General features: G+C 67.1%; 8 protein-coding genes. 3 read left to right on the forward strand and 5 right to left on the reverse strand.

The window, feature by feature from the left end:
• Nucleotides 1-50 precede the first annotated feature (50 nt).
• Nucleotides 51-1,475 (forward strand): FAD-binding oxidoreductase, encoded by a 1,425-nt coding sequence (locus MLE27_RS01915; RefSeq protein ID WP_243310190.1) that lies wholly within the window; start codon nucleotides 51-53, stop codon nucleotides 1,473-1,475.
• A 119-nt stretch (nucleotides 1,476-1,594) separates the two neighbouring features.
• On the opposite strand, the gene MLE27_RS01920 is transcribed toward MLE27_RS01915, so the two are convergent.
• From MLE27_RS01920 to MLE27_RS01935, 4 genes are all read right to left on the reverse strand, one after another.
• Nucleotides 1,595-2,089 (reverse strand): hypothetical protein, encoded by a 495-nt coding sequence (locus MLE27_RS01920; RefSeq protein WP_243310191.1) that lies wholly within the window; start codon nucleotides 2,087-2,089, stop codon nucleotides 1,595-1,597.
• A 548-nt stretch (nucleotides 2,090-2,637) separates the two neighbouring features.
• Nucleotides 2,638-3,405 carry a 4,5-DOPA-extradiol-dioxygenase gene (gene ygiD / locus MLE27_RS01925; protein WP_243310192.1) on the reverse strand — a complete coding sequence of 256 codons (768 nt, stop codon included), beginning with the start codon at nucleotides 3,403-3,405 and terminating at the stop codon, nucleotides 2,638-2,640.
• 11 nt (nucleotides 3,406-3,416) lie between these two features.
• Complete coding sequence (locus tag MLE27_RS01930; protein WP_243310193.1) at nucleotides 3,417-4,322, reverse strand: DMT family transporter; 906 nt, start codon at nucleotides 4,320-4,322, stop codon at nucleotides 3,417-3,419.
• Nucleotides 4,323-4,419: 97 nt separating this feature from the next.
• Complete coding sequence (locus MLE27_RS01935) at nucleotides 4,420-5,583, reverse strand: CdaR family transcriptional regulator (RefSeq protein ID WP_243310194.1); 1,164 nt, start codon at nucleotides 5,581-5,583, stop codon at nucleotides 4,420-4,422.
• A 274-nt stretch (nucleotides 5,584-5,857) separates the two neighbouring features.
• Here MLE27_RS01935 and MLE27_RS01940 point away from each other — a divergent pair, with 274 nt between their 5' ends.
• The gene (locus MLE27_RS01940; RefSeq protein ID WP_243310195.1) at nucleotides 5,858-7,501 is read left to right on the forward strand and encodes an L-lactate permease; all 1,644 of its coding nucleotides are present in this window, start codon (nucleotides 5,858-5,860) and stop codon (nucleotides 7,499-7,501) included.
• 92 nt (nucleotides 7,502-7,593) lie between these two features.
• Nucleotides 7,594-8,961, forward strand: a complete 1,368-nt coding sequence (locus MLE27_RS01945) for a glycerate kinase type-2 family protein (protein ID WP_243310196.1) — start codon at nucleotides 7,594-7,596, stop codon at nucleotides 8,959-8,961.
• Nucleotides 8,962-9,037: 76 nt separating this feature from the next.
• On the opposite strand, the gene MLE27_RS01950 is transcribed toward MLE27_RS01945, so the two are convergent.
• Nucleotides 9,038-11,821, reverse strand: coding sequence for a M16 family metallopeptidase (locus MLE27_RS01950; protein ID WP_243310197.1), 2,784 nt, complete (start codon nucleotides 11,819-11,821; stop codon nucleotides 9,038-9,040).
• Nucleotides 11,822-11,894: the final 73 nt, after the last annotated feature.

An 11,894-nucleotide genomic window follows, 5' to 3' on the forward strand; every position in this document is an offset into this window, starting at 1 on the left:
AGGCCCGGCCTCTGCCGTGTTCCCGTGCGCTCCACAACCAGGAGGATGCTATGGACAACGTGCGTTTGCAGACTCTCTCCGGCGCTCACGCGCTCGTGGATGGAACCGAAGTCGAGGCCCTGCGCGCCGCCCTGCGCGGCGGCCTGCTGCTGCCCGGCGATCCCGGCTATGACGCCGCCCGGTCGATCTGGAACGCCATGATCGACCGCAAGCCCGCCATGATCGTCCAGGCCCTTGGGGCCGTGGACGTGAAGGCAGCCGTGGACTTCGCCCGCAAACACGAGGCGGTCCTGGCCGTGCGCGGCGGGGGGCACAACATCGCGGGCAACGCCGTCTGCGATGGGGGCGTCATGATCGACCTTTCACGCATGCGCTCCGTGCGCGTGGACCCGGAATCGCGCAGGGTGCGGGTCGAGGGCGGCGCGCTGCTCTCCGACCTGGATAAGGAGACGCAGGCCTTCGGGCTCGTCGTGCCGATCGGGATCAACTCCACCACCGGCATCGCCGGTCTCACGCTGGGCGGCGGGTTCGGGTGGACCAGCCGGACCTTCGGCCTGACCATCGACAACCTGCTCTCAGTGGACATCGTCACCGCCGACGGGGAGCTGCGCCGGGCGGACGGCAGGCAGAACCCCGACCTTTTCTGGGCGGTGCGCGGGGGCGGCGGGAACTTCGGGGTGGTGACATCCTTCGAGTTCGGGCTGCACCCCCTCGGCCCGATGGTCGTCGCCGGGCTGCTGCTGCACCCCATCGCCGAAGCGCCGGCCCTGATGCGCGAATACCGCCGGTTGGCGGCCGAAGCCCCTGACGAGTTGAGCGCCTGGCTGGTGCTGCGCAAGGCCCCTCCGGCACCGTTCGTGCCCGCGGAGTGGCACGGCAAGGAGGTCATCATCATCGCGCTGTGCCACACCGGCACGCTCACGGCCGGAGAAAAGGACGCCCTCCCCTTCCGCAAGCTGGGCAAACCCATCGTGGATCTGGTCGGGCCGCATCCCTTCACCGGCTGGCAGGCCGCGTTCGACCCCCTGCTGACCCCTGGAGCCCGCAATTACTGGAAAAGCCACGATTTCAAGGAGCTCAGCGACGGGGCCTGCGACGCGCTCCTCGACGCCGCCAAGCGCTTGCCTACGGACGAATGCGAGCTGTTCGTGGGCCAACTGGGCGGACGGGTCAACCGCATCGCGCCCGAGGCCACGGCCTACCCGCGCCGCGACGTGCGGTTCATCGTGAACATGCACACCCGCTGGCGCGACCCGGCCCAGGACGAAACCTGCATCGGCTGGGCGCGCGGCCTGTTCAAGGCGCTGGCGCCCCACGCCCTGGGGTCGGTGTACGTCAACTTCATGCCCTCGGACGAGAAGGACCGCATCCACGGGGCCTTCGGCTCCAACTACGAGCGGTTGGCCGAGGTGAAACGCCGCTACGACCCCATAAATCTGTTCAGGCTGAACCAGAACATTTCCCAGACGGGCTGAAAAGGCGGCCCGCTGGAAACCAGGCCCGGCGCGGGAGCGCCCAGGGTGGCTCCGCCAAATACAAGCGCCGGAGGGATGCCCTCCGGCGCTTTCGCTTTGCCACGGGGGCCTTTCGGGCCTCAGTTGACGGTCATGGGCACCACGGCCACGCTGCGGGCCGTTGCGTAGCTCAGGGGCAGTTGCAGGGGCACGGTGAAGGGCAGCGGCGTGAGGTACTCGCTCACGACGGCATAGGTTCCTGCCGTGGGCGAGCCGTAAACCCCGCAGGTGCCGTCCAGGTTCCTGTAGCTGCGCGGCGTGGCCGCCTTGTTGGAGACGATTTCATAGTTCTTCGGGCCGAAGGCGTACACCACCCCTGGCGGGGCAGCCGTCAGATGCAGCGCCTGGCCCGTGCAGTCCGTGGATTCGAAGATCAGGCTGCCGGTGACGAGGGTTCCGTCGAGATTGAAGGAGAGGAACCGTTTGATCTTCTCATTATAAAACGCATACCCGCCGAACTTGAGCAGGACCCCGACCTTCACCCCCGTGGCGTCGTAGGCGTAGAGCTGCGCCCGCGCAGGGGCCGCCGCGCAAACAAACGTCAGCAAACAGGCCAAGATGGCGATGTTCTTCATGGCCGCACCCCCTGGAAATTGGGGAATTCATATCATAGCGCCTTGCATATCCGCAATATGGGCGGATTGGGCATTGCGACATCTCTATCGAACTCAGAGTGTTACGGATATGTTCTCATCGTGCTGCGCCGGGCAGCGCATGCAGTTTGAGAGTATGTAGCGCTGCCGAGGCGTACCTTAGCAGGATCTTGCAGTACGTGAATATGTAAATATACTGCGTTTCCGATGTGTTAGAAATTACTGATTGAGAATGCCGACGAATAATCGGACAAGCTGATCCTTGGCCGGACCGGGGCCGAACCGGGGCCGGACCGGCGGCTTTGAGGCGCGCCTGACGAATTGGTAGCGGCGAGGGCACCGGTTGGAGCTGGGAGCTCATGGGCGCTATGCTTTGGCGGCTGCTGCGCGGGTGTGGAAGCGGGATCATGGCCTCCTGCGCTGCGAAGCACCTTGAGGCGGCTGCTACCCGGATGTGGCGACACGGATGGCGAAGCCACGGGCAGCCGGGCAGGTTTCCCGCCTGCTGTGCGGTTTCAGGCCCGCAGAGCCTAGCCGAAAACGGCGCTCCGCATGGAAAGCGAGGAGAGCTCGAACCCTTCGGCGAACCAGCGCGGCTTCTCGCCGTGGGCTGCCGCGCCCAGGGCGTAGAGCAGGGGCCAGTAATGCTCGCTGGTTGGCACCGAGAGCTTGCCTGCCTTGCCGAACACGGACGGATCAAAGAGCTCCTCGTCCGCGCGGCGCTCCACGGCCTCGCGCACGGCCTCGTCGAACTCCACGGCCCAGGCGTGGGGCGGCTCGGCGCGGCGCAGCATGCCCAGGTTGTGCACGATGTTGCCGCTGCAAAGGATCAGGATGCCTTCATCGCGCAGGGGGGCCAGCTCGCGGCCGACGGCATGGTGCGTCTCGGGTTCCGCGTGCATGTCGATGCTCAGCTGGCAGACCGGGATGTCCGCCTCGGGGTACATGGCCCGCAGCACGCACCAGGCCCCGTGGTCCAGCCCCCATTCCGCGTCGGGGGCCACGCTGGCGGACTTCACGGCCCGCATGGCGGCAGCGGCCGTGTCCGGCGATCCGGGCGCGGGGTAGGCGATGTCGTAGAGGGCCTGGGGGAATCCCCAGAAGTCGTGGATGGTCTCCGGGCGCGCCGTGGTGGCGGCGAACGATCCTTCGGTCAGCCAGTGGGCGCTCACGCAGAGGATGGCCTCGGGCCTGGGAATTGACTGGGCGGCCTCGCTCCATTGGGGCGTGTAGGGGTTGTCCTCCACGGCGTTCATGGGGCTGCCGTGGCCGACGAAAATAACGGGCATGCGTCGCATAGTGCGTCCTCTCATTTCCCGGCCCGTAGCAGCCGGGTGTCCACGGTTGCGGCAAGGATGCCGCCCACCACCAGCACGCCGCCCAGCAGATGGGCCGGCCTGACCTCCTCCCCCAGGATCAGCAGCGAAGCCACGGCCGCGAACAGCGGCAGCGAGTAGTACACCACCCCCGCCATCACCGGGCCGATTGCCGCGATGGCCCTGGTCCAGAGCAGATAGGCCGCGAAGGAGCAGCCCACGCCCGCGTAGAGGATGGCGGTGATGACCGGCATGGTGAACTCCGGCCTGGGCATGACCAGGGCCTCCCAGATCACGAAGGGCACGGTGAAGGCCACACCCAGGGCGAAGGTGGCGGCGTTGAAGCCCTCCACGGATATCTCCGCCGGGCGGTTGCGCACCAGCAGCGAATAGAGCGCGAAACAAGCCGCGCCCGCCAGGGCCCAGAAGTCGCCCGAGGTGAACTGCACGGAGGCCAGCCTGCTCCACTCACCACGGGAGATGAGCACCAGCACGCCCAGCAGCACCACGGCCAGCCCGAAGAGCCTGCGCCTTGTGATGGGCTCGCCGTAGAATATCCGCGACATGATGATGATCATGATGGGCGCGGTGGGCACCAGCAGGGCCATGTTCAGGCTCTCCGTGGTCTGCCCGGCCTTGTAGATGAGCGTGTTCAGGGCGCTGACGCCCACCAGGGCCATGACGCACAGGTAGCGCCAATGCAGGCGCATGGCGGGCAGGTCGGCGCGCAGCTTGGGCAGGGCGAAGGGCAGCAGGCAGGCCAGAGCCACGGCCCAGCGCCAGAAATTGAGCTGGAACGGAGGGATGTGATGGGCCACGCCCCTGGCCAGGACGAAGTTGCCCGCCCAGATGATGGTCGCCGCCAGCGCGGCCGCCATCCCGGCGTTTTTGCTTTTCATGGAGGTTGCGGCTTCTTTGGGATTCGGGTCGGACGATGCTGTTTCGAAACGATGCGTTATGATAATCCCATCATCTGGGGGAGGCAAGGGCCGGACCTCACCCCCGCATCATGCCAAGCAGCGCCTTGAGCAGGATGGCGTCGTCCAGGCGCTTGGCGGGCTCCAGGCCGGTCAGGTCCCGCAGGCGGGCCAGGCGGTAGGCCAGGGTGTTGCGGTGGATGGACAGCGAATACGCCGCCTGGTCGCTCTCGAAATTGTTGGCCGCCAGGGCGTCCAGGGTGGGCAGCAGCTCGGGCTTGCGGGCCACGGCGTCCGCCAGGGCGGTGCTCAGCGGGCGCAAGGGCATGGCCGCTGGCCCGGCCGAGGTCTGGTCCAGGAGGTAGCCCACGCTGTGTGCGTGGTCGTAGATGGAGCGGAAGGCCCGGCCGTCCTTGGCATGCAAGCAGTACTTCGCCTGCCGGTAGGAGAGCGGGTATTCGTCCAGGCTCAGGGCCACGGCCCCGGCCCCGCAGGCCACGCGGCCCACATCCCAGGCCTCGAAGGCCCCTTTGAGTCTCTCGCCCCAGGCCCGCACCTCCCGCGGGGATTCCTCCATGCGCTTGAGCACCACCAGCCGCCTGTCCAGGATCACGGCCAGATCCTGCGGACCGGTGCCGCCGCAGGCCGCCAGGCCCTCCAAGATCGCTTCGGCCGAGCGCTCCAGCACCAGCTCGGACGGCCCGTACTCCGAGGAGAAGCCCCGCAGCAGGGCCGAAACGTCCACCACGGCCACCAGCCTGGGGATGTCCAGGTCGAAATCCAGGGTCTTGGCAGCGCGGGTGATGCGCCGCCGGTAGTGCTCGCCCCCGCCCACCAGCATCTCCACCACCTGTTCGGCCAGGCGCTGGCGGCTCTGCATCTCCTGGTGGGTGAACTCGCGTTCCAGAATGAGCTCGGTGATCATCTTGATGAGGCGCGCCGGGCCGCGCACCGCGCCGGGATCGCCCGTGACGCCGATGACCCCTATCACCTGCCCCTCCAGCACGATGGGCAGGTTCACGCCCTGCAAGGCGCCGGGGTAGCGGCTCACGTCCTGCGGCTGGATCTCCACCCCCACGCCGGACTCGATGACGTCGCGCGCGCCCTTGTGGAAGGTCCTGTAGCGCTCGGGCTGGGCCGTGCCGATGATGATGCCTTCGCGGTCCATGATGTTGACGTTGCAGCGCACTATCTCCTGGGCCGAGTCCACGATGTGCTGCGCCAGGGCGTCGGGGATGATCATGGGGCGTCCTTTTGTGCACCTGCACAAATGCATGCGGCGCGCTGAAGGAAATTCCGTCAAGATGTCAATTGAAACACCTCATAATCCAAAGTTAAATGCTTCACAATCAGTTCTGTTTCCGGGCCTGCCTCTCGGCCGATTTGTGCCGCCTCTCCAACCGCCCGGACCTCTCCAGCCGGCGGTGGCGTCAGGGGACTCACCCTCCCCTGGCCCCTGGGACAAGGCAGCGCAACGACACCCGGCACAGCCGGGTTGCATACGTAAGGAGGAAGGTATGGATTGGAAACAGATTTACGATCCCCTGGGCAACATCTGGCTTTCGGCCTTCGTGGCCGGCATCCCGCTCTACATCCTCTTCTACCTGCTCGCGGTGAAGCGGGCCAAGGGGCATGTGGCGGCGTTCTGCGCGGTCACAACGGCGCTGCTGCTCTCCATCTTCGTCTGGAAGATGCCCGTCACCCTGGCGCTGAACTCGTTCGCCTTCGGCGCGCTGTTCGGCATCTTCCCCATCGTCTGGATCGTTATCTGCGGCGTGTGGGTCTACTTCATGACCGTCGAATCAGGCGAGTTCGAGATCATCAAGAATTCGCTGGCCTCCATCACCGATGACAGGCGGCTCCAGGCGCTGTTCATCGCCTTCGCCTTCGGCGCCTTCATCGAAGGCACGGCGGGCTTCGGCACCCCTGTGGCCATCACGGCGGCCATGCTGGTGGGCCTGGGCTTCAACCCCACCTACGCGGCGGCCATCTGCCTGATCGCCAACACCGCGCCCGTGGCCTTCGGCTCCATCGGCATCCCGCTGGTCACGGCGGCCAACGTAACCGGGCTCGACCTGATGACCCTCTCCAAGATCGCCGGACGCCAGCTCCCCCTGCTCTCCATCATCGTGCCCATGTGGCTCTCGGTGACCATGTGCGGGTTCAAGCGCTCCTTCGAGATCATGCCCGCGATCCTGGTGGCGGGCTTCGCCTTCGCCGCCGCGCAGTTCGCGTTCTCCAACTACCACGGGCCGTACCTGCCGGACATCATGTCCGCCATCGTGACCATCCTGGCCCTGTTGACCCTGCTCAAATTCTGGAAGCCCAAGGTGACCTGGCACTTCCCGGACGAGCCCGCGCCCACCGGCAAGGCCTGCTGCGACTACCCCGCCGGGCAGGTGCTGCGCGCCTGGGGCCCCTACATCGTGCTGGCCATCATGGTGCTGCTCTGGGGCCTTCAGGACATCAAGGCCCTGCTGGCGCCCTTCGGCTTCACCTTCCAGTGGCCCGGCCTGCACAACCTGGTCACCAAGATGCCCCCCATCGTCCCCGAGGGCATCCCGGCGGCCAAGGCGCTCTACCCGGCCGTGTACAACTTCAACTTCGGCCAGGCGGCCGGCACGGCCGTGCTCATCGGCGGCCTGATCTCCGTCTCCTTCATGCCCAACTACGGCTACGGCAAGGCCATCGCCTGCCTGGGCAGCACCATCAAGAAGATGGTCTTCCCCATCATCACCATCGCCATGATCCTGGCCATCGCCTACGTGTACAACTACTCCGGCCTGTCGGCCACCATGGGCCTGGCCTTCGCCAACACCGGGGCCTTCTTCCCCTTCTTCGCGCCCATCCTGGGCTGGCTGGGCGTGTTCCTCACCGGTTCGGACACCTCCTCCAACGCCCTGTTCGGCAACCTGCAGAAGACCACCGCCCAGCAGATCGGCGTCAGCCCCGAGCTGTGCGTGGCCGCCAACTCCACCGGCGGCGTCACCGGCAAGATGATCTCGCCCCAGTCCATCTCAGTGGCCACGGCGGCCACCGGTCTGGTGGGCCACGAGGGCGACATCTTCCGCTTCAACCTGTTCCACTCCCTGGCCATGGTCCTGGTGCTTTGCCTGCTGACCATCGCCCAGGCATACGTGCTCAAGTGGATGCTGCCCTAACCCCTGGACAGGCCGCGCCACATTGAGGAAAACTTCCCGGGGCCGAGCCGGCCGGCGCGGCCCCGGGACATTACGTGCAAAGAGAGGAGCCCATGAAAGAATTCGACCATTTGACCCAGATGTTCACCGCCGCCCTGGAGCGGGTGGACCCCTACAAGATGATCGTGAACCATGTGCGGCTGGAGGGCTCCCGGCTGGCCGTCGACTTCGAGGGCGAACACCACGACGTCAACCTGGACGACTACAACCGAGTGCTGGTGCTGGGCGCGGGCAAGGCGTCAGCGCGCATGGGCAAGGCCCTGGAGGACATCCTGGCCGACCGCATCACCAAGGGCCTCATCTCGGTGAAGTACGGCCACGCGGAGCCGCTCAAGCACATCGAGGTGGTGGAGTCCGGCCACCCCACCCCCGACGAGCAGGGCGTGGGCGCGGCCCAGCGCATCGCCGACCTGGTGCGCGGCGCGGACGAGAAGACCCTCATCCTCAACCTGATCTCCGGCGGCGGCTCGGCCCTGCTGCCCTGCCCCCTGGTGCTGGACCACCCCGACGGCCCCATCAACCTGACCCTGTCCGACAAACAGAACATGACCAAGGCCCTGCTGGCCTGCGGCGCGGACATCGGGGAGATCAACTGCATCCGCAAGCACATCTCCGGCGTGAAGGGCGGCAGGCTCCTGCGCCTGATGCAGCCCGCGCGCAGCCTGAACTTCATCCTCTCCGACGTGGTGGGCGACCGGCTGGACACCATCGCCTCCGGCCTGACCAGCTTCGACGAGACCACCTTCGAAGACGCCATGTCCATCATCGAGAAGTACCAGCTCTACGACAAGGCCCCCCCGGGCGTGATGCGCACCCTGACGCTAGGCGTGCAGGGCAAGATCGAGGAGACCCCCAAGCCCGGCGACCCGGCCACGGAGCTGGCCACCAACATCCTCATCGGCTCCAACCAGGCCGCGCTGCTGGCCGCCTGCGAAACGGCAAGGGGCCTGGGCTACAACACCACCGCCCTGACCTGCGCCCTCACCGGCGAATCCCGCGAGGCCGCCAAGTTCCTCTGGGGCATCGCCAAGGACGTGCGCAAGTCCGAGCTGCTGGTGAAGAAGCCCGCCTGCATCATCGCCGGGGGCGAGACCGTGGTGACGCTCAAGGGCGAAGGCAAGGGCGGCCGCAACCAGGAGATGGCCCTGGCCTTCCTGGCCGAGATCGCCCGCGACGAGCTCAAGGGCAGGGACATCTACTTCCTGTCGGCCTCCACCGACGGCACCGACGGCCCCACGGACGCGGCAGGGGCCTACGCCTCGGCCGAGCTGATCGAACTGGCCGCCAAGGCCGGGCTCTCCATCAACGGATCGCTCAAGAACAACGACTCCTACCACTTCTTCGACAAGATCGGCTACCTGCTGAAAACCGGGCCGACCATGACCAACGTGTGCGATTTGCACATGATGATCGTGATCTAGGCTCCCGCGCGCTTCAAAACAAGACGGCCCGGACGAAAGTCCGGGCCGTTTTCGTTCGATGCACGGACGAGAAGGCTTACGGTTCGATGCTGAACAAATACGCCTTGCTGGCGTCCAGATACTTGGCCGCCACCTTGGCCACCTGCTCGGGGCTCAGCGCGGCCACCTTGTTAAGCATCTCGCGGTCGTAGTTGAGGGGCAGGTCCATGATGAGGTTGCCCGCCGCCTCCAGGCTGCGGCTGGCGATGCTCTGGTGCCCCTGGTAGTAGTCGCCCTCGATGGAGTTGCTGGCCCTGTCCAGCTCATCCTTGTCCAGGCCCTTGGCCGCAACCTGCCCGGCGATGCGCTTGAAGCCCTCCAGGGCCTCGCCGGTCTTGTCCGGGGTGGTGCCGATGTAGAAGGCCAGGAAGCCCGCCTTGGGCGCCTGCCAAAGGAAGGCCGTCACCGTGTAGCCCAGCCCGCGCTGATCGCGCAGGTCCTGGAAGAGCAGCCCGCCCTGGCCGGCCAGCGCGGTCTTGAGCACCTCCAGCGCGGCGGTGTCCTCGCTGTCGCGCCCCTCCACGGGAAAGACCATGAACAGGTGCGACTGCGTCCTATCCGGCAGCTTCATGACCTTGGAGCGTTCTGCACCCCAGGCCGGTGAAATGATGGCCGGGGCTTTGGCCGCCGGGGCCTTGGCCAGGCGCGTGGCCGTCTCCAGCACGGCCTTGCGGTCGAACACGCCGCACACGGACATGACCCAGGGCATGGAGCGCTGCTTCTCCCAGTAGGCGCGGGCCTGTTCCCGGGTGAAGGCCGCCACGGTGTCGGGCAGTCCGGCCCGGAAGTAGCCGTAGTGGCTGCCGGGGAACAGGAAGGGATAGATGTTGCGGAAGGCCAGGCTGGTGGGCTTGTCGGCGGCCTGGTCGATCTGTGCCAGCTGGAGCTTCTTGGCCCGCTCCAGCTCGGCGGGGTCGAAGGCTGGCTCAAGCACGGCGTCCCCGAACAGCCCGAGCACGTCGCGCTCGAACCTTGAGGGGTAGCGCGCGCTGACGAGGAAGGCGTCGCGCCCTGCGGTGGCGCCCAGGGAGGCGGCCCGGTTGCCCAGGAAGTCGTCGATCTCGGGGGCCTGGCGCTTGCCTACGGAGCGGGCCAGCGTCTTGGCGACCAGCTCGGAAAGCCCTTGCTCCTCCGGGGTGAGCAGGCCGTCGCCGCCCCGGTAGGCCAGGGTCACGGAGGCGTAGGGCATGGTGGGGTCGGGCTGCAGCACCAGGATGTGCCCGCCGCCCAGCTCCACCACTTCGGGGGCGGAAGCCTTGCCGCCCTGCCCCGCCGCCTGGGCGGCCACGGGCGCGGCGGGCCAGGACGCCTTCAGACCCGCGAGCATCTTGGTGGCCAGGGCGTCGGCCTGGGCCTGCTCCTTGCCGGGGACCAGCAGGGAGAGCGCCGCGTTGCCGGGCTGGACGTACTCCGTGAGCAGGCCCTGCAGCTGGGCGCGGTCCACGTTGCGCACGTCGTAGACCACGTTGGCCTCGCCGTCCGGGCCGTAGCCGTTGAACTGGTAGTAGGCCAGCTTGGTGGCCAGGCCGCCTATGGTCTCCTTGGCGCGGAAGAGGTGGTCCTCGATGTTGAGCTTGGCCCGGTCCAGCTCCTCGTCGGTGAAGCGGTCGGCCTTGAGCGTGGCCAGGTCGCGGCCGAGCTCCGCCCAGAAGGCCTCCAGCTTGTCCTGCTTGAGGGTGGCGTCGATGGTGAACATGCCGCCGCGCTCCAGCGTGCTGGAGGAGACGTCGATGTCGTTGGCCAGTTGGAGCTCATAGACGTACTTGCGGTAGAATTTCGAGGTCTTGCCGCCGCCAAGCAGGTCCGAGAGCACCTCCAGGGGCACGTCCTTGGCGGAGTGCAGGCCCGGCACGGCGAAGCTCACGCGCAGGTAGCAGGTGTTCCAGTTGCCGGGCACGGCGCGGGCCACGGGGCCGCCGGTGTTGGCTGGCATGTCGCGCGTGTCGGGGGGGGTGACGGTGCGGTCGTTCTCCAGGGAGCCGAACACGGCCTGGGCCTCGCGGTAGACCTGCTGGGCGTCCACGTCGCCCACCACCACCAGCAGCATGGACTGGGGCTGGTAGTGCTTGGCGATGTAGTCCTTGAGGTCCTGCGAGGTCACGGCGTTGATCGTCTCTGGCGAGCCGATGATGGGGTGCTCGTAGGGGGTGCCTTTCCAGGTCAGGGCCTGGCTCAGCTTGAACAGGCGCTGGCCCGGGTCGTCCTGGCCGCGCTCCAGCTCGGAGATGACGACCTTCTTCTCCTGCTCCAGCTCCTCGGGCAGGAACCTGGCCCCGAAGATCATGTCTTGGAAGACGTCAAGGCCCAGCTTCCAGTGCTCGCTGGGCAGGTCGGCCATGTACTGGGTGTAGTCGAAGCTGGTGGCGGCGTTGGTGTCGCCGCCCACGCCCTCGATGTCGGAGGCCACGCCGCCCTTGGGGCGCTTGGCCGTGCTGTTGAAGACCATGTGCTCCAGCAGGTGGCTGATGCCCTCCTGGGCCTTGGTCTCGTAGGAGGACCCGGCATGCACGTAGAGCCGCTCCGCCACCAGGGGGAAGCGCTTGTCCTCCGCCACAAGCACGGTGAGCCCGTTGGGAAGCCTGGCCAGGAGGCGGCCGTCCGTGACGGGCAGTTCGAGGCTTTCGGTGACGGTGGGGATGGCCGCGGATTCGCCGGCCTTGGCCCGGGCGGCCTGCTTCGTGGGCTGGGCCTCAGTCTGGCCCTGAGCCTGAGTCTGGCCCTGCTCCTGGGGCTGTGGACGGCTGCCCAGGCGGAAGTGGTAGACCAGCCCCGACGCCAGGAGCACGGCCACGAGCAGGTATCCGAATAGTCTGCGGTTCATCATGGTGCGACCTCTTTGGATAAACCGGCCGCCGCGGGGAGCCGGCGCCTAGGCGGCGCTGCCTCCCACGGGG

The sequence above is a fragment of the Fundidesulfovibrio agrisoli genome (assembly GCF_022808715.1).
GTDB classification, from domain to species: domain Bacteria; phylum Desulfobacterota; class Desulfovibrionia; order Desulfovibrionales; family Desulfovibrionaceae; genus Fundidesulfovibrio; species Fundidesulfovibrio agrisoli.

What these genes read in the sequence shown, in the direction of transcription:
- MLE27_RS01915 (WP_243310190.1), top strand. Translation starts at nt 51, where the DNA reads ATGGACAACGTGCGTTTGCAGACTCTCTCCGGCGCTCACGCGCTCGTG.
- MLE27_RS01920 (WP_243310191.1), bottom strand. Translation starts at nt 2,089, where the DNA reads ATGAAGAACATCGCCATCTTGGCCTGTTTGCTGACGTTTGTTTGCGCG.
- ygiD (WP_243310192.1), bottom strand. Translation starts at nt 3,405, where the DNA reads ATGCGACGCATGCCCGTTATTTTCGTCGGCCACGGCAGCCCCATGAAC.
- MLE27_RS01930 (WP_243310193.1), bottom strand. Translation starts at nt 4,322, where the DNA reads ATGAAAAGCAAAAACGCCGGGATGGCGGCCGCGCTGGCGGCGACCATC.
- MLE27_RS01935 (WP_243310194.1), bottom strand. Translation starts at nt 5,583, where the DNA reads ATGATCATCCCCGACGCCCTGGCGCAGCACATCGTGGACTCGGCCCAG.
- MLE27_RS01940 (WP_243310195.1), top strand. Translation starts at nt 5,858, where the DNA reads ATGGATTGGAAACAGATTTACGATCCCCTGGGCAACATCTGGCTTTCG.
- MLE27_RS01945 (WP_243310196.1), top strand. Translation starts at nt 7,594, where the DNA reads ATGAAAGAATTCGACCATTTGACCCAGATGTTCACCGCCGCCCTGGAG.
- MLE27_RS01950 (WP_243310197.1), bottom strand. Translation starts at nt 11,821, where the DNA reads ATGAACCGCAGACTATTCGGATACCTGCTCGTGGCCGTGCTCCTGGCG.